A 16,501-nucleotide genomic window follows, 5' to 3' on the forward strand; every position below is an offset into this window, starting at 1 on the left:
GGCTACCACCTCTTCGGGTCCCGTCGCCGCCTGCCGGTATCGACGGCCTTGACCACCACCCGGGTCGCGATCCCGACGAGCAGGATTCCGCCGGCCATCTGGATCATCGTCATGACGCGGGCCGTTTCGGTGCGGGCGGTGATGTCGCCGAAGCCCACGGTGCTGATCACGGTGAGCGCGAAGTACAGGGCGTCGGTACGGGTGAGGGGCTCGGTGAAGCTGCCGGGTGTGGCCCGCTCCAGCAGGAAGTACGAGGTGGCGAAGAGCAGCGCGAACAGGGTGACGACGGCGGCGAGCGACTCCACCGCACGCAGTCCGGGGTGCGGGGAACCGACGATCGCACGCACCTGCCAGAGGAACAGCGCCGTCACCGCGATCAGGCCGAGGACGAGGCCGGCCACCGGGCCGACGCCCCATGGCCCGTCCATGGGCAGCAGGTAGTAGGCGACGACCAGTCCGGCCGGCACACCGATCGACCGCGCCACGGCCCACAGGGCCGCGCGAGGGCCGGCTCCTGCGCGGTCATCCACCATGTCCCTCGGCTCTCCGGATCGTCGTCAGGGCCAGTCGCCGCACCCTGCGCCAATCCATCGGGGGTCTGCCGCGCCGCACGCCGGGTCGGTCTCGGGGGACCCGCACCCGCAGGGCGCGTTGCTGGATGCGGCACCGCACCGGAGTCGGCAGGGTGAGGGCCTCGCCGTCCACGCCGACCGGGATCGCGTCGGCATCGGCGTCGACGACCACCTCCCGGGCGGTCAACTGCGCGAGCCCGGGCGCACGGTGGCCGCGGAGCATTCCCGCCGCCTGTGCCGCGCTGTCGACCTTGACGCCGAGCACCCCGAGGTTGCCGGAGTCCAGCCGGTCCCGGCGGCCCAGTCCGGCCGGGTCGTCCGTCCGGTAGGGGTTGTTGCTGACCAGTACCGCCTGTGGCTGCTCGACGGTCGTGCCCCCGGCACGCACGGCGAGGCGTGGGCCGTACTGGTGTGTCAGCAGATCGGGCAGCATCTGCAGGGTGGTGTGGACCTTGTCGTCGCGGTAGGCGGGGCTCTGCACGACGGCCGCGTAGGCACCGAACGAGGCGTTGTTGACGAACACGCGGTCGTTGATGAAGCCCAGGTCGATGCGGAGTTCGACGCCGTCGGTGAGTGCGTCGAGACAGGTCGACGGGTCGTCCCTGTCCAGCCCCAGGTCCAGCGCGAAGTGGTTGCGGGTACCGGCGGAGATCACCATGAACGGCAGGTCGCGCTCCGCCGCCACGGCCGCGACCAGGGCCTGCGTGCCGTCGCCTCCCGCGACGCCGAGCAGGTCGGCGCCCGCGTCGGCGGCGCGGCGGGCGAGCGCGGCCACGTCCTGCTGGTGCGTCACGTCCAGGACGAGGACCTCGGCGCCGAGTGCCTCGGCCTTCTCCCGCAACCGGAATCGGCCGACCTTGCCGCCGCCCGAACGCGGGTTCATGATCAGGTATGGCCGCCGCGGCGGCGCCACCGGGCGTTCCGGGGACGGTGCCGGGGCGGCCTCGGCGCCTGCCAGCGCGACCCGGCCGCAGAAGACGGCCAGGACCCACAGCGCGAGCGAGACGAGCACCACCCACAGCAGCCCGGCCGCCACGTAGAGCACGACCACGACGGCGGGGGCGGCGAAGGCCAGGAACGCGGCCAGCGCTCTGACCGGACCGGTGTGTACCAGCGCCCACCACACCCCCGCCGCCGTCACCGCCAGCCCGGCGGCCCCCACGAGGACGAGCAGCAGGCTGTCGAGCCCGGCGAACAGCAGGAGCACGACGATCGCCCCGAGGCCCGCGGTGACAGCCATGCGGGCGGCCCAGTGCGGAGCGAGCGCGGAACGGCTACCGGACATCTCGACCTCCCACGGGCGGGGTGCGCTCGGACCATGCCACCGTGCCGCCACCCGGTCCGCCATCACCCGCCCCGGGGGATTCTTCGGACCGAGCCTCCCTCACGACGGGCGGAAGCGGTCCGCGCGCAGGCCGGTGGGTCCGTGGCCCGGTCCGGTGGCGGCTCGGTCGGCGATCAGCGGTCGGTTGCCTGCGGCAGGACGTCCGGTGGCGGGGAACCACGGCCGCCGCGCGGTCCGGTCCGGCACGGGTTCACCCGGCCGAAGCGATGTCCGGCCCCTGAGCGCAGCCGAGCTCGCCGTCCTCGTGCTGCTCCTGCGCCCGCTCCGCCGCGCAGCCTCCGAGGCACCGGAGCACCCGACCGCCGGCGACCGGCCGATCACCTCTTCCGGGTGAGGCGGTCCACGGCAGGCCCGGCTCTCATGAAGGTCGAAGGTGCACCACACCACGCCACGCCCAGGAAGGGAACGTGAACCGTGGCCCGGAAAGCGACAGGCGCCGAAGGCGTCGCCGCCCTCGCCGAAGCGGTGGTCATGGATGCCTCCGCCCCCTCCTGTCTCCTCGACATCGGCACCGCCGCGGAAGCCGGTGTGCCGCTGGAGAAGGTCCGGGGAACGCTCGTGGCGATCGCCCCCGGCACCGAGGACGAATGGCACGAAGGCGGCCTGGAGCTGTCGGTGAGTCCTGTCCGCCTCCTGGTGGGACCCACGGGCAGATCCGCCGGGGTCCCGGCGGACGACACCCAGAGGAGAAGCGATGAGCAGCAGCGTGAACCTGGCCTACGACTTCCCCCTCCTGGGGGCTTTCTGGACGATGATGTGGATCTTCCTGTGGATCGTGTGGATCGTCCTGCTCTTCCGCGTCATCGTCGACATCCTCCGTGATGACGACCTGAGCGGATGGGCCAAGACCGGATGGCTCCTCTTCACCATCGTCCTCCCCTTCCTGGGCGTCTTCGTCTACGTCATCGCCCGAGGCAAGGACATGGGCAAGCGCGAACAGAGCCATGCCAGGGCCCAGCAGGAGCGGACGGAGCGGTACATCCGCGAGACCGCAGGCAGCGCGGGCACCAGCGAGGCGGACGAACTCGCCAAGCTCTCCGAGATCCGCGCCAGGGGCGACCTCACCGACGAGGAGTACCGCCGGGCCAAGGAGAAGGTCCTCCACTGACCCGCGCGTGCACGCGCGGGCCCAGGACGCCGTGGGCGCCGCCTCGGAGGAGGCGTCGAACCGCTCGACACCGCCAAGGGTTCGACCCCATCCACTGCCGTCAACGCCGGCTTCGAGTCCCTCCGACAGGCATCGCCACGGCCCGGGCGCCGGCCGACACACCGTGAAGGGTCCGCAATGACCGAGAACCGGTCGAGGAGGCCACATGGCTGTGGAAGGAGGCGACCGGCGCGTTCGCGGGGTCCGGCAGCGCTGCCGCGACGGCGGAGGGGGCGACGATCCACCGGGGGTGTCCGGTGGGCGGGCCCGGAGGGCCGGAGCATGAGCGGTGGTGCCTGGACCGGTGTGGCGGTTGCGGGGGTCACCGCCGCCTACGCACTGGTCTCGCGTCGGCTGTCCTCGACTCGCCGGACGACGGGGGAGAGCACGTCAGGCCCGTGCCCTCCCGTCGGCTGAGTGCCGGTCACGGGTGCCGCAACGACCCCGCCCGGCATGGACACACACCGCCTCGTCACACCCGACCAGGGCACCGCATACGGCTGTGTACGCGAAGGGGAACCGGACGGCGATGTACCGCGGGTGACACCGGACCCCTCGTGGCCGGACGGCTGGACGCGCCCGGCTTGGCCGTTCCCGTCGTCGAGGCCTTGCCTCGGGCGCCGGCGGGCGCCGGGACATGTGACCTTCATCGCGGGTGGTGGAGTCTTCGTCGTGCCGTGCCCCGACAACGACGGCAGCGGCACATCTTCCGTCGCCGGAGGTCACAGGGTCGTGGGCGGAAGCGCACGGCAGGAAACGCCGCGCCCGCGGAAGGCAATATCTGTGTCCGCCACAGGAGAAATAGGTGCAGGGCGCGGAGACTATTCCTCGGCCGTCGGCCGAGGGTGAAAACTTCGACCAGCAGGGTCGATTACACCGTGCTACTGTCGATCTCGGTTGCAGGTGTGGTTGCCAGAAGGTTCATTTCCGACGGGGTAATCATCACGGCGACACGGAATCCGCGCAGGGCGAATTCCATCACCGCCTCCGAAGGAGAACTTGTTATGGCTACTGGCACCGTGAAGTGGTTCAACGCGGAAAAGGGCTTCGGCTTCATCGAGCAGGACGGCGGCGGCGCCGACGTCTTCGCCCACTACTCGAACATCGCGGCCCAGGGCTTCCGCGAGCTGTCGGAAGGCCAGAAGGTCTCGTTCGACATCGCGCAGGGCCAGAAGGGCCCGACGGCCGAGAACATCGTTCCCGCCTGACGCCGGCGCTGACGCGTACTTCGTAGCTGGGGCCCGCACCTCTGGGGTGCGGGCCCCAGCTCGCTGCTTTTCAGGGCGCGCGACGGGAAGGCCTCATTACGGCATCGGCCGGTGAACCATTCCCCGTCGGTCCGACTCGCCCGCATATCGACTTGGCTCGTCTCGAGATTGTCTGCGCCGCTTCATCTGCTGCGGAAATTCCTTGATACGTGCCCCATCAAGGAGGTTCCCCATGAAGCATGCCCGCACATCTCGCACACCTCGCACATATGACCGCTTCGGAGGAGGCGCCGGTGCCAACCGCTCCGGCGGTCAGCGCCGTTCGCAGGGCTACGGAAGCCGCCAGGCCGGACGGGCCGTACAGGGCGAGTTCGCGCCACCGAAGACGATCACGCCCGCGCTGCCCGCCGTCGAGTCGTTCGCCGAGCTCGCCATGCCCGCGCGGCTCCTGGTCACGCTCGGCCACGAAGGGGTGACCGTGCCGTTCCCGATCCAGGCGGCGACCCTGCCGAACTCCCTGGCGGGGCGTGACGTACTCGGGCGTGGCCGCACCGGCTCGGGCAAGACGCTCGCCTTCGGCCTCGCCGTACTGGCTCGTACGGCGGGCCGGCGTGCCGAGCCACGCCAGCCGCTCGCCCTCATCCTCGTCCCCACCCGCGAGCTCGCCCAGCAGGTCACCGAGGCGCTCACTCCGTACGCACGGTCGGTAAGCCTGCGCATGGCCGTCGTCGTCGGCGGGATGTCCGTCGGCAGGCAGGCCGGTGCGCTGCGCGCCGGGGCCGAGGTGGTCGTCGCCACGCCCGGGCGGCTCAAGGACCTCATCGACCGGGGCGACTGCCGGCTGGACGACATCGGCATCACGGTCCTCGACGAGGCCGACCAAATGGCCGACATGGGCTTCATGCCCCAGGTGACCGCCCTGCTCGACCAGGTGCGACCCGACGGGCAGCGGATGCTCTTCTCGGCCACCCTGGACCGCAACGTCGACCTGCTGGTCCGCCGTTACCTGACGGACCCGGTGGTCCACTCCGTCGACCCGGCGGCGGGCGCGGTCACCACGATGGAGCACCACGTCCTCCACGTGCATGACACGGACAAGCACCGGACGGCCACCGAGATCGCGGCGCGGGACGGTCGAGTGATCATGTTCCTGGACACCAAGCACGCCGTGGACCAGCTGACCAGTCACCTGCTGAGCAGCGGTGTCCGCGCCGCGGCCCTGCACGGCGGCAAGTCCCAGCCGCAGCGGACGCGGACCCTGGCCCAGTTCAAGAGCGGGCATGTGACGGCACTGGTGGCGACCAACGTCGCGGCGCGCGGGATCCATGTCGACAACCTGGACCTGGTCGTCAATGTGGATCCGCCCAACGACCACAAGGACTACCTGCACCGCGGCGGCCGTACGGCCCGCGCCGGAGAGTCCGGCAGCGTCGTCACCCTGGTGACCCCTGGACAGCGTCGCGGCATGGCCCGGCTGATGGCTTCCGCCGGCATCAGCCCCCGGGTCGCCCAGGTGCGCTCGGGCGAGGCGGAGCTGAGCCGCATCACCGGCGCCCAGGCCCCTTCGGGTGTCCCGGTCGTCATCACCGCCCCGGCCGTGGAGCGTCCCGGCGGCGCGTCTTCGCCGTCCCGGGGCCGTCGCGGTCGCCGGGGCCACGCCGGCCAGGGCCGGCCCGTCGGCGAAGCGGCGCGCCGCAGGACACAGCGGCAGACCGGCTTCGGCTCGGCCGCCTAGTGCCGCGGCAGGCACCGTTTGCCCGTCAAGGAGCGGCGCCGTGCCGGGCGTCGCGACGGGGCGAACGTTGCCTGCCGCGGCACTAGGTCCTGGCGTCACCTTCCCGTCGTCGCCCGAAGGGCGGCCGTGCGGTGTCCGCTGCGTGCTCTCGGGCGTGCCGGGCGTCGCGCGGCGGACGGGAAGGTGACGACAGGGCCCCAGGGCCACCCTGATCATCCGCCCGCCCGTTTCCGTCCCGTTCCGTCCCTTTCCGGCAGGAGACACCCATGACGACGGCTCAGCCGCAGCACCAGGCAACGGACCGCTCCCCCACGGCCGTGGCCGACGACAGACGTGTGTCCGCACCTCGGGTCCGTGACGACATGACGGTCGAGGTGGCTCTGTCCCTCATGGCCGGCGCCGGCGTCGATCACCTCGTCCTGTGCGACGGGGACGACCAGAGCACGGGCCTGATCACCCTGGCCCGGCTCGCCGCTCTCCACAACAGCCCCGCCTACACGGACCGGATCCGTCTACGGGACATCCTCCCCGGACCTCTCGACTCGCCCGGCGCCCGTCCGGGCACCGTCGGATTGCACGGCCGGCTCTCGGGCGTCCTCGCCCTCGCCGGCTGATCCACTCTCCCCGGTCGGCCCGTTGCCCTTCTTCCCTGTCTTCCCTGTCTTCCCTGTCTTCCCTGTGAGGCGTCATGCGCTGTGTCATCGCCCGGTACCCGTTCGAGCTGACCAAGAACGGAGTGCTGGCCTCGATGAAGGGCGTCACACCCGAGCTCGTCACGGGTGAGTCCGTGACCATCGGCCGCCGCCGCTACCCGATCAAGCAGGTGGGCCAGATCGTCACGCGGCAGGACCGCCGCGACTTCACGGGCGGCGAAGTCTTGCGGGCCATGACCCGCCTCGGCTTCACCTGCCACGGGTACCCCGAGCGTGCGCCGGCAGGTACTCCCACTCCGCTCCGGACCGCTTCGGCGCTGCTCGGGGGAACCGCCTCTACGGACGGATGAGATCAGGCGGAAGACCGCCATCAAGGACCAGGTGAGGCCCTGCCGACGCGCGTCGGCAGGGCCTCACCGTCGTATTGCCCGCACCTGCGCGGTGTGCCTGCGCCTGCGCCTGTGCCCACTGAACGCAAAAAATCTACTCTTGCCAGAGTAGACATTGGCGCATGGCATGGTTACTCTTTTTCTTGTTGACACGGTCAAGAGAGACCCGGCAGACACGAACTGGCGGGTAGCAGTACGCAAGTTCGCAGGTCGACGATCGACTCGGAGGAAGAACGGAGGAGCAGACGCCATCAGGATCGCCCGGCCCGGGGAGCCCTCGGTCCGGGTACCGCAAGACCCCGGAATGGATGGTGGTCCCCGGTCACGCAGCCGCGATCCCCGCACCCCTCCCCGCACGGGGACGGGTAGCGGAAACAGAAGGTCGGCAGAGCATTAGGGCCGACAGATGGTGTTTCATATCCTTCGGGGCCCTGGTGCCGTACGGCACCAGGGCCCCTCGACGCGTTGCTCAACGAGGTGACATGGCAGCAGATACTCCACTCAGCGATCGTCTGGAAGACGACGACTACCCCGCATACACCATGGGCCGGGCCGCCGAAATGCTCGGTACGACCCCTGCCTTCCTCCGAGCCATCGGTGAGGCTCGTCTGATCACTCCGCTGCGCTCGGGGGGCGGACATCGCCGGTACTCGCGCTATCAGCTGCGGATCGCCGCTCGCGCCCGCGAACTCGTCGACAAGGGCACCCCGATCGATGCTGCTTGCCGCATCATCATCCTCGAGGACCAACTCGAGGAGGCTCAGCGCATCAACGCCGAGTACCGCCGTGCCGCGAACGAGACGTCCGACAGTTCCAGTCCCGGTTCGAGCTGATCACCCGAGTACGCAGCAGCTTCGAGTCCTGTGTCCCCGGACAGCGCCCACACCGCCCCGGCCCGTCGATACGCCGGGCCGAGCCGCCCCCCCTGGCACTGCGCCCCGGGCCGCAGCCTGACGGAAGGCGAGTGGAGCGGAGGGGTGGTCGTCATGACGGCCCTTGGTCCGGTGGGGAGCAGTGAGCAGTCGCCACGGTCGGGACTCGTCGGGCGGCGGCCGGCCCGGCGGCCCCACGCCCCACGCCTCACGCCCCACGCCTCACGCCGTCTCGCCCGGATGCGTGCGGTCGACCGGCGGCCTGCTGACCTCCAGCCAGGAGCGGAGCGGGCCGGCGGCCCGCGCGGGGTCGAGCGTGAGATGCAGACGTGTCCCCTCGCCCGACGGGAGCGCCGGATAGCTGCGCTGCTCGCCCCCGGCGAACAGCAGCCGGAGAGCGTCCGCGACCTGCCGGGCCGCTTCGGCGTCCCGCGAGACGATGCGGATCTCGACCCTGCCCTCGTCGGGAAGGTCATCCGGGTCGTCCACCATCAGGGATGAGTACGGTGGGTGCAGGGTGTCGGTGGTCATCGTGCCGAACCTGTCCCGGGCCGCGGGAACGGCCCGTGCGGTGTCACGCGGCGCCTCTGTCGCGCGCGCCGAGGACGAGACCAGCTCTGTCACCGGTGTACGAAGTACCCTCGACGCTCCCCACCGTACTCCTGGCCCCTCGCCCGCAGCCGCTTCCGGTTGCGGACGGCGTACGGTTGAGGTACCGAGGGCATCACGCACTCCGGCCGCCGCGCCGGGTCGTCCCCGGCGAGAGACGAATCCGGGCCGCCGCAGTGGTCGGCGCGGAGACGGGTCGGCATCATGTCCGCCGCGGTCGAAGCACAGGGGCGCAAGCTGTCCACGGCCGCGCCGGGACCGCGTACCCGTTCCGGCCCTGCCCCGTGCCGCGGGGAGGCGTGATGACCCTCTCCCGGCTGGACATCCATCGGCGGAACCGAGGGGAACGTACGCTCGTCACGCTCGCCGGTGACATCGGACCCGCCACGACACCGCTGCTGCGGGCCGTGTTGGAGCAGTGTCTGCGGGACGGCGTCACCGTGATCGACATCGACCTCACCACGGTCGGCTCCTGCGACGCCAGAGGCCTGGACGTCTTCCTGTCGGCGTCACGGCGCGCCGACCGGGTACACGCCTCCCTGTCGTTGCACCACCCGTGCGCGCAGATCACCCAGCTCCTCGCCGTCACCGGATCCGCCTCGCTGCTCCTCGCGGCCCCCGGGTGTCCCGTAGCCGCGTGGGCGCCCGCGATCCCCGGTCGCCGGTCGGATCAGCCGGTCCTCAAGGACGGGATCCGTCTTCGCCGGCTGACCCGTTGGCAGGCCGAGGGGGTGCGCGAGGACATCGCGGACCTGGCCACGGAGTCTGTCGCGGGTACCCCCGGCGAGGCGTACCACGACCGTGGAGACTTCCTGCGGCGCCTGGCGATCAGTGCTCACCGACCCGGCTTCGCACTGCTGCTCGCCGAGACGACGGTGCTGGTCGGTTGCGCCTTCGGTTTTCCGGTGGGCCCTGACAGTTCCGGGCGCCGGGGGTCCGGCGGGTCGCTTCAGGAGAGCGTCCAACGGCTCACCTCCCGCGCGCGGTTCGTCGTCCTCACCCAGGTCGTGGCCCATCCGCACGCTCAGCACCGCGACATCGCCCGCCGCCTGCAACAGCGTCTGCTCACAGACCTGCGCTCCCCCCTCGGGGTCACCCTGCTGCATCCCGGCGACCGTGCGGGACAGACCGCCTTCTCGTCCTGGGGTTGGCAGAACATGGGAGTGGTCGTCGGGCTGCCCGGTCCTGTCGCCCCCTGCGTGTTGATCCTGCTGGCGGAAGGGCCGTCCCCGGCAGGCCGGTGATCGGGCGGCGGAGCGACGAGCCGGCGGCCGTACCGGCCGGTGCGGCCGCTCCGCCCACACGCCGTACGTACGGGCGTGTCCGCGGGCGACGGCTGCGCGCCGCACCGTCCGCCCACGGCCGGGAGTAGCGTGGGACGTACCGAGAGCTTTCGGGCGCACGACCACGGCGGCGCCGTTCCCGGCGAGTGACGGACACGGGCAGCCGGAAGCCGCCCGGGACGGGATCGCACGATGGACGCCATCACCAGACCCGCCGAAGGTACGCCCCCGGGTGACGCGCACACCTACCGGATGCCCCTGCCCCGGCTGAGCCTCGCGCCGGACGTGAGCCACGGCCCGCCGGACGGCGCGTGGTGGCCGCGCTGTGACGCACTGGAGCTGGAGCTGCCCGCGCTGATCGGCTCCTTGGATCCGGGCGTCGGCACCGTCACCCATGTCACCGTGGCGACCGCAGCCTGGCCCGGTGCCCCGCAGGAGGTGATGGCGCCCGGCCATGTGATCGAGGTGGCCCTGACCGACCTCGCCGCCGGGGCGCATGCCATCACCTTGGACTGCGGCACCGGGGGACGCTGGGAACTGCTGGTCATCCCACCGGACGAGCCGGCCGAAGCGGCCACCCGGCTGCTCACCGTCGCCGCCGCTCCCGGGAACGCGCTGTCCGCTCCCCGGGGGCCGGTGTACGTCGAGAGCGGCCTCGACGTACAGGACACCGGGGCAGGGGAGGACGGACAGGGCACGGAGGAGTCCGAAGGAGGACCTGGGCTCAGGTGAGAGGCCCTGTGCGGCCGGACCCAGGTGACGGCCGGCCCGGCGTCGACGACCCCTTGTAGGAGCGATGACACTGGCAGACTCTTCGTCGTCCGGCCCGCCGCCCCGATCGGCGCGGATCATGGCGGGTGGGGGAATGACGGCCGGACGGCGTGCGGACCGCTCGGAGAGCTTCGGGGAAGCTCTGCTGGGAGAGCTCCTCGATCGCGCACACGAACTGCCGCCCCATCTCATCGGGCCGTTGGTCGCCGATGTGGTGGAGCGGCTCGGGGGCCGCCGACCGCAGGTGCTGTTGCAGGACTACGAGCAACTGCTGCTCGTACCCCTGCCGGTCGACGGTCTCGCGGACGGGCAGCCGCAGGTGATCGACGACTCCGAGGCGGGCCGCTGCTTTCTCGACGCTCACCCCGTCGAACTGACCGAGGACGACGGTGTGCGGGTCCTCCTGCCGCTGCTGGACTGCGGCGACCAGGTCGGGGTCATGGCGGTGACGCTGGACCGCGTCGACGACCACGACCGCCGCTTGCTGCGCAGGATCGCCGCCCTGGTGGCCGACCTGCTGGTGACCAAGCACGGCTACTCCGACCTGTTCGTCGGTGTCCGGCGCGGTCAGCCGATGAGCGTCGCCGCGGAGATCCAGTGGTCCCTGCTGCCACCGCTGGCGATGACCATGCCTCGGGTGGCCGTGGCCGGGATCCTGGAGCCCGCCTATGACGTGGCGGGTGACAGCTTCGACTACGCCCTCAACGGAGACATCCTCCACGTGGCCATGATCGACGCGATGGGGCACGGACTGGACGCGGCCACCATGGCCACCGTGGCCATCGGTGCCTACCGGCACGCCCGCCGCGCCGGCACCGGGCTGGCGGAGATCTACGCCTTCATGGACCGTGCCGTGGCGGACCAGTTCGGCCCCGAGCACTTCGTGACCGCGCAGATGATGCGGCTGGACACCACGACGGGTCATCTTCAGTGGGTCAACGCCGGGCACCCGTCACCGATGCTCGTCCATGATCACCGCGTCGCGCTCCGGCTGACCGGTCCGACGACCTTCCCTGTCGGGTTCGGGGGCCCGGAGCCGCAACTGAGCGAGATGACGCTGGAGCGGGGGGACCGTCTGCTCTGCTTCAGCGACGGACTCATCGAGGAGCACACGGCCGGGGAGGAGGAGTTCGGGGAGGACCAGCTGATCGAGTGGGTGAACCAGCTGGAGAGAACCGGCCGCGGGATCCGGGCGGTGGCGCGCTCCCTGTCCCACACGCTCATGCGGGCGCGGGGCGGACACACCACGGACGACGCGACTCTGCTCCTGGTGGAGTGGCGCGGCTGACCTCACCGCTGTCGTACGGTACGGCTCCGCCGGCCGTGCTTGTTTCCCGCTCGTCAGTCCGGCGGCGCCTGCGTGCCCGCGGTGTCGATGAGGATCTGTTCCGCCTGGGTGACGTTGTCGGCCCGGACGGCCTGTGCCATCGCGGCACGCGCGGCCTCGGGTGTCGCGTGCGGCGGGATCACGAGCAGCGAGAAGACGTCCTGGTCGCCGCGGGTGATCAGGACGGTGTCGTCGCCCACGGGGAACGAGTCGATGCGCACCACCCGGTCCTCGACGACGATCCGGGTCGGGAGCCCTTCCCAGGCAGCGGTGTCCAGGCCGACGCGTGTGACGGGGCCGAGGTGTTCGGTGAGGGCGCTCAGCAGCGCGGGCAGCTCGGCACCGATGTCGCGCGACCGCGGCCACCACGCGCCGTCGAGAACGCCCTCGCGCGACGTCGTGGTCTCCAGCCGGAGCAGCGCGCACCCGGGCCGTACGGCCTCGTGAACGCCACTGGGCAGACGCCGGGAAACCGGGAACGCATCGGAGCCGGTCATGAGGATCACCCGTCTTCGGGAATCGGTGCGACCACGGGACTCGCCTCGCCTTTCCCACGCTACTCGGGAAGCCCCGTGAACACGTGAGCACCACGCAGGGATGTTCTCCCGGGCTCCCCGGCTCCCGGGCTCCCGGGCTCCCGGGCTCCCGGGCTCCCGGGCCAGGCACCCGACAGCCGACGTCTTCGCGTCCCGGTCCGGCCGGTCCCCTGTCCGAGCGGCAGCCGACGAAGCAGACGAAGCAGCCGCTGTCGATAACCTGACCGGGTGAAGACCGAGTTGACCCTCCTGTCGCGTGTGGCCTACCGCGGTCGGGAGATCACCGCGCCCCGGCTGCGCGGGCTGCTCGCGCTGCTCGCCGGCGAGCAGCGCTCCGGTTGCAGCACCGCGAGGCTGGTGGACGGGCTGTGGCAGGACGAGCTGCCGGCCAACCCGGCCAACGCGCTGCGGATCCTGGTCTCCCGGGCCCGCTCCCAGCTCGGGGCCGACGTGATCGTCAGCACCCCGACCGGCTACCGGCTGGCGCTGGGTGAGGAGCAGGTCGACAGTTCGGCGGTGGTGCGGTGCGCCGAGGCGAGCGCCCGGCACGCCCGGGCCGGGGACCATGCCGCCGCCCTGGCGAGCGCGGAGGAGGGCCTGGCGTTCTGGGACGCGACCCCGGACTCCGAGGCCGCGCCGGGCGACCCGGTGGCGGAGCTGCGGGCCGAGCGGGCACCGCGCCACGGCTCCCTCGTACGCTCCCGCGCGCTGGCGCTCGCCCGGCTGGGGCGGCACAACGAAGCCCTGGCGCCGCTGACCGAGGTCTTCGCCGGGGCGCCGCGTGACGAGGAGGTACTGGGCGAGCTGCTGCGCGCCGAGGCGGCCACGGCCGGGCCCTCGGCGGCGCTCGCCCGCTACGAGGCGTACCGGCGCGAGCTCCGCGACGATCTCGGCACCGACCCGGGCGGCGGGCTGAAGGCCGTGCATCAGGAGCTGCTGCGGGTGGAGGCCCCCGTGGTGCGGTACGGGGTGGCGCACGATCCGAATCCGCTGCTGGGGCGGGAGGAGGATCTCGCGGCGGTGGCCGGGCTGTTGCGCTCGTCTCGGCTGGCCTCGATCGTCGGCCCCGGTGGGCTGGGCAAGACACGGCTCGCGTACGCCGTCAGCCGGCAGGCGGAGCAGCGGGTGGTGCACTTCGTCTCGCTGGCCGGAGTCCGTGCGGACGAGGACGTGGCCGGCGAGGTGGCCTCGGCGCTCGGTGGCGGGGAGGCGCCACGCGCCGGCGTCGGGGCGTACGGCGGTGGGGCGGATGTGCCCGCCGGAATCGTCGCCGCCCTGGGCGCCGGCCCCGCGCTGCTGGTGCTGGACAACTGCGAGCAGGTCGTCCGGGGCGCCGCCGACCTGGTGCGGGAGCTGGTGGCACGGTCCAAGGACCTGCGGGTCCTGGTCACCAGCAGGGCACCGCTGGGGCTGAGCTCGGAAGCGGTGTACCAGCTGCCGCAGCTGAGCCCGGCGACCTCGATCGAGCTCTTCGAGCAGCGGGCACGGGCCGCGCGCCCCGATGTCGAGCTGCCGCCCGGCGCGGTCGCGGAGCTGTGCGGGCATCTGGACGGACTGCCGCTCGCCCTGGAGTTGGCGGCGGCGCGGGTGCGGGTGCTGTCCGTACCCGAGATCGGCCGCCGCCTCGGCGACCGGTTCGCGCTGCTGCGCGGCGGGACCCGGGACGCACCCGAGCGGCACCGCACCCTGCACGCGGTCGTGGACTGGAGCTGGAATCTGCTGGAGGAGGACGCGCGGGCGGCGCTGCGGGCGTTGTCGGTCTTCCCCGGCGGCTTCAACGAAGCGGCGGCGGAACGACTGCTGGGTGACAGCGGCGACGCGCTGTACCTGCTGGAGCAGCTGGTGGACCAGTCGCTGCTGAAGGCCGTCGACACCACGGCCGGGATCCGCTTCCGGATGCTGGAGACGGTGCGGGAGTTCAGCGCCGCCCGGCGAGCGGCCGCCGGGGAGGAGGAGGCGGTCACCGACCGGTTCCTCGGCTGGGCACGGGACTTCGGACTGGCCAACCACGATGTGATGGCCGGCCCCGAGCCGCTGCGGCACTGGGCGCGGCTGCGCGCGGAGCAGGACAACCTGGTGCTCGCCCTGCGGTACGCCCTCAGCCGCCAGGACCAGGCCACCGTCGCGGCGGCCGGCGCGGTGCTGGCCGGCATCTGGCTCACCGACTCGACGAGCTTCCACCGGGTCCTGACCCTGGCCACCGACACCGCGGGGCCACTGTCGCACTACCGCCCCGACGCGCGGTACACCGAGGTCACCCGGACCCTCAGCGCGATCTGCACCGCCGCCCCGTTCATCGGGTACGGCCCGCTGCGGCCGCGCCATCTCGTCACGCTGCGCCGACTGCCGCCCGCGGAGCCGGACACCCTGCCGCGGGCGCTCGCCGTCGTGCTGTGCGCCCTTCCGGACATGCGCCCGCCCGGCTACGAGGCGCTGCGGGAGCTGTGTGCGAGCGACGCGCCCTTGCTGGCGGGCGTCGCCGAGTGCGTGGCCAGCTATCTCTGGGAGTACGAGCATCAGCCGGAGCGTGCGCTGTCCTCCGCCCGCCGGCTGCTCGCCGCGGTCGACGCCGTGCCCAACCCGTCGCTCAGGCTGCTCGGCCACTCCCGGTGCAGCGAGCTGTGCGCGGACGCCGGTCTCGGCGAGGAGGCGTACCGGCATCTGCTGGCGGCGCTGGAGGCCTTGGAGCACCTGAACGACCAGTCGCCCATGACGGGTCTGCACCGGGGTCTGGCGCTGGCCTGTCTGCAGCGCGGTGAGCCGGACGAGGCGGAGGAGTGGCTGCGGCGCGTGGAGCGGAGCCAGCCGGCGGAGCAGACCTCGGCCGTCGCGACCGACCTGGCCGCCTGGGCCGAGATCGCGCTGGCCCGCGGGTTGACCGAGCTGGGTCTGAAGCGGTGGCGGACGGCCGTGGAGCGGCTGCGCGGGGACGAGGCGCCGCCCGTCGACCCCACCATGGACGTGTGGGCGCGGGCGATCGCCGCCTACGCGGTGGCGGCGCACGCGTACGCCGGGCGGCTGGAGCCGGTCGCCGGTCTGGTGGCCGAGCTGGAGGGCCGGCTGCGGACGCAGCTCGCCGACGGCTCCGGCCCGGCCGGGGAGAACCCGGGGTCCGGCATCGACGTGCTGGCCCTCGGTCTGGTCCGGCTCGCCGCGGGCGACACCTCCGCGGTGCGGCTGCTGGCGCTGGCGCAGCGGATGCACGTGCCGCAGACGTTCCCCGCGATGTCCGCCGACCGTGCCCGGCGGGCCGCCGAGGAGGCCGACGGGGCGGCGTACGCCGACGCGGTGTCGGAGTACGCCGCCCTGGAGCGGGACGGGTTGTGGGAGGCAACCCGCGCGCTCATTTCGGGTCGCGGTTGAACTGTGCCGTCGACCAGCGGTAGCCGAGCGCGGTGAGGCCGACGCACCAGGCGACGGCGATCCACCCGTTGTCGCCGATCCCGGTGCCGAGCAGGAGGCCGCGCAGGGTCTCGATGGCGGGGGTGAAGGGCTGGTACTCGGCGATGGGCCGGAACCAGCCGGGCATGGTGTCGGCCGGGATGAAGGCGCTGGAGACGAGGGGCAGGAGGATCAGCGGCATCGCCATGTTGCTGGCCGCCTCGGGGTTCGGGCTGGCCATGCCCATCCCGATCGCGATCCAGGTGAGCGCCAGGGCGAACAGCGCGATCAGCCCGAACGCCGCGAGCCACTCCAGGGCGGTGGCGTCGGTGGAGCGGAAGCCGATGGCCACGGCGACGGCGCCGACGAGGAGCACGCTGGCGATCGACTGCAGCACACTGCCGACGACATGCCCGACGATCACGGAGCCGCGGTAGACCGCCATCGTGCGGAAGCGGGCGATGAGGCCTTCGGTCATGTCCATGGAGACGTAGACGGCGGCCCCGATGACGGTGCTGCCGATGGTCATCATCAGGATGCCCGGGACGAGGTAGGCGATGTACTCGGAGCGGTCCGCGCCCCTGCCACCGATGCCCGCGCTCATCACGTCGCCGAAGACGTAGACGAAGAGCAGCAGCATCATGATCGGGGTGAGCAGCAGGTTCAGGGTCGC

Annotated in this window: 15 protein-coding genes; 10 read left to right on the forward strand and 5 right to left on the reverse strand. The window is 72.1% G+C overall.

Annotation, left to right across the window (positions count from 1 at the left end; all coding sequences use genetic code 11):
* Positions 1-2: 2 nt before the first annotated feature.
* Together AQJ64_RS31755 and AQJ64_RS31760 are read right to left on the reverse strand one after the other, a co-directional pair.
* On the reverse strand, positions 3-533 hold the full coding sequence (locus AQJ64_RS31755) for a potassium channel family protein (RefSeq protein ID WP_055632451.1): 531 nt from the start codon (positions 531-533) through the stop codon (positions 3-5).
* Positions 523-1,857, reverse strand: coding sequence for a diacylglycerol/lipid kinase family protein (locus AQJ64_RS31760; RefSeq protein ID WP_055632478.1), 1,335 nt, complete (start codon positions 1,855-1,857; stop codon positions 523-525). Before AQJ64_RS31760 ends, AQJ64_RS31755 begins: the two co-directional genes overlap by 11 nt.
* Positions 1,858-2,611: 754 nt before the next feature.
* On the opposite strand from AQJ64_RS31760, the gene AQJ64_RS31770 reads away from it, so the two are divergent.
* The 6 genes from AQJ64_RS31770 to AQJ64_RS31795 all read left to right on the forward strand — a co-directional run bounded on the left by AQJ64_RS31770 (position 2,612) and on the right by AQJ64_RS31795 (position 7,882).
* The gene (locus tag AQJ64_RS31770) at positions 2,612-3,025 is read left to right on the forward strand and encodes an SHOCT domain-containing protein (RefSeq protein WP_055632453.1); all 414 of its coding nucleotides are present in this window, start codon (positions 2,612-2,614) and stop codon (positions 3,023-3,025) included.
* Positions 3,026-4,068: 1,043 nt separating this feature from the next.
* A complete protein-coding gene (locus AQJ64_RS31775) occupies positions 4,069-4,272 on the forward strand; it encodes a cold-shock protein (protein WP_055632454.1) in 204 nt (67 codons plus the stop codon).
* A 232-nt stretch (positions 4,273-4,504) separates the two neighbouring features.
* Positions 4,505-6,007 carry a DEAD/DEAH box helicase gene (locus AQJ64_RS31780; protein ID WP_206189635.1) on the forward strand — a complete coding sequence of 501 codons (1,503 nt, stop codon included), beginning with the start codon at positions 4,505-4,507 and terminating at the stop codon, positions 6,005-6,007.
* A gap of 266 nt (positions 6,008-6,273) precedes the next feature.
* Positions 6,274-6,621: a CBS domain-containing protein gene (locus AQJ64_RS31785; RefSeq protein WP_206189636.1), complete on the forward strand. Its 348-nt coding sequence runs from the start codon at positions 6,274-6,276 to the stop codon at positions 6,619-6,621.
* A gap of 74 nt (positions 6,622-6,695) precedes the next feature.
* Positions 6,696-7,010 carry an SCO5918 family protein gene (locus tag AQJ64_RS31790; protein WP_055632455.1) on the forward strand — a complete coding sequence of 105 codons (315 nt, stop codon included), beginning with the start codon at positions 6,696-6,698 and terminating at the stop codon, positions 7,008-7,010.
* Positions 7,011-7,531: 521 nt separating this feature from the next.
* Complete coding sequence (locus AQJ64_RS31795; RefSeq protein ID WP_055632456.1) at positions 7,532-7,882, forward strand: MerR family transcriptional regulator; 351 nt, start codon at positions 7,532-7,534, stop codon at positions 7,880-7,882.
* Between the two features lie 261 nt (positions 7,883-8,143).
* Here AQJ64_RS31795 and AQJ64_RS31800 read toward each other — a convergent pair whose 3' ends face one another.
* Positions 8,144-8,452, reverse strand: a complete 309-nt coding sequence (locus AQJ64_RS31800) for a hypothetical protein (RefSeq protein ID WP_397805266.1) — start codon at positions 8,450-8,452, stop codon at positions 8,144-8,146.
* A gap of 380 nt (positions 8,453-8,832) precedes the next feature.
* Here AQJ64_RS31800 and AQJ64_RS46735 point away from each other — a divergent pair, with 380 nt between their 5' ends.
* From AQJ64_RS46735 to AQJ64_RS31815, 3 genes are all read left to right on the forward strand, one after another.
* A complete protein-coding gene (locus tag AQJ64_RS46735) occupies positions 8,833-9,774 on the forward strand; it encodes an STAS domain-containing protein (RefSeq protein ID WP_079062065.1) in 942 nt (313 codons plus the stop codon).
* Between the two features lie 231 nt (positions 9,775-10,005).
* Entirely contained in the window at positions 10,006-10,545 is a 540-nt protein-coding gene (locus AQJ64_RS31810; RefSeq protein ID WP_055632457.1) for a DUF5994 family protein, read from the forward strand.
* 133 nt (positions 10,546-10,678) lie between these two features.
* Complete coding sequence (locus AQJ64_RS31815) at positions 10,679-11,872, forward strand: PP2C family protein-serine/threonine phosphatase (RefSeq protein ID WP_055632458.1); 1,194 nt, start codon at positions 10,679-10,681, stop codon at positions 11,870-11,872.
* A 53-nt stretch (positions 11,873-11,925) separates the two neighbouring features.
* Here AQJ64_RS31815 and AQJ64_RS31820 read toward each other — a convergent pair whose 3' ends face one another.
* Positions 11,926-12,408 (reverse strand): DUF5994 family protein, encoded by a 483-nt coding sequence (locus tag AQJ64_RS31820; protein WP_055632483.1) that lies wholly within the window; start codon positions 12,406-12,408, stop codon positions 11,926-11,928.
* A 267-nt stretch (positions 12,409-12,675) separates the two neighbouring features.
* On the opposite strand from AQJ64_RS31820, the gene AQJ64_RS31825 reads away from it, so the two are divergent.
* Positions 12,676-15,810 (forward strand): ATP-binding protein, encoded by a 3,135-nt coding sequence (locus AQJ64_RS31825; RefSeq protein ID WP_055632459.1) that lies wholly within the window; start codon positions 12,676-12,678, stop codon positions 15,808-15,810.
* On the opposite strand, the gene AQJ64_RS31830 is transcribed toward AQJ64_RS31825, so the two are convergent.
* Positions 15,791-16,501, reverse strand: a 711-nt coding sequence (locus AQJ64_RS31830) for an ABC transporter permease (RefSeq protein WP_059203210.1), incomplete at its 5' end; no start/stop codon positions are given. The two genes, AQJ64_RS31825 and AQJ64_RS31830, sit on opposite strands and share 20 nt — an antisense overlap.

Origin of the sequence: Streptomyces griseoruber, assembly GCF_001514205.1 — a bacterium.
Taxonomy (GTDB): Bacteria; Actinomycetota; Actinomycetes; order Streptomycetales; family Streptomycetaceae; genus Streptomyces; species Streptomyces griseoruber.

Excerpts from the sequence above, each read along its gene's own strand:
- AQJ64_RS31755 (WP_055632451.1), bottom strand. The coding sequence starts at position 533 with ATGGTGGATGACCGCGCAGGAGCCGGCCCTCGCGCGGCCCTGTGGGCC.
- AQJ64_RS31760 (WP_055632478.1), bottom strand. The coding sequence starts at position 1,857 with ATGTCCGGTAGCCGTTCCGCGCTCGCTCCGCACTGGGCCGCCCGCATG.
- AQJ64_RS31770 (WP_055632453.1), top strand. The coding sequence starts at position 2,612 with ATGAGCAGCAGCGTGAACCTGGCCTACGACTTCCCCCTCCTGGGGGCT.
- AQJ64_RS31775 (WP_055632454.1), top strand. The coding sequence starts at position 4,069 with ATGGCTACTGGCACCGTGAAGTGGTTCAACGCGGAAAAGGGCTTCGGC.
- AQJ64_RS31780 (WP_206189635.1), top strand. The coding sequence starts at position 4,505 with ATGAAGCATGCCCGCACATCTCGCACACCTCGCACATATGACCGCTTC.
- AQJ64_RS31785 (WP_206189636.1), top strand. The coding sequence starts at position 6,274 with ATGACGACGGCTCAGCCGCAGCACCAGGCAACGGACCGCTCCCCCACG.
- AQJ64_RS31790 (WP_055632455.1), top strand. The coding sequence starts at position 6,696 with ATGCGCTGTGTCATCGCCCGGTACCCGTTCGAGCTGACCAAGAACGGA.
- AQJ64_RS31795 (WP_055632456.1), top strand. The coding sequence starts at position 7,532 with ATGGCAGCAGATACTCCACTCAGCGATCGTCTGGAAGACGACGACTAC.
- AQJ64_RS31800 (WP_397805266.1), bottom strand. The coding sequence starts at position 8,452 with ATGACCACCGACACCCTGCACCCACCGTACTCATCCCTGATGGTGGAC.
- AQJ64_RS46735 (WP_079062065.1), top strand. The coding sequence starts at position 8,833 with ATGACCCTCTCCCGGCTGGACATCCATCGGCGGAACCGAGGGGAACGT.
- AQJ64_RS31810 (WP_055632457.1), top strand. The coding sequence starts at position 10,006 with ATGGACGCCATCACCAGACCCGCCGAAGGTACGCCCCCGGGTGACGCG.
- AQJ64_RS31815 (WP_055632458.1), top strand. The coding sequence starts at position 10,679 with ATGACGGCCGGACGGCGTGCGGACCGCTCGGAGAGCTTCGGGGAAGCT.
- AQJ64_RS31820 (WP_055632483.1), bottom strand. The coding sequence starts at position 12,408 with ATGACCGGCTCCGATGCGTTCCCGGTTTCCCGGCGTCTGCCCAGTGGC.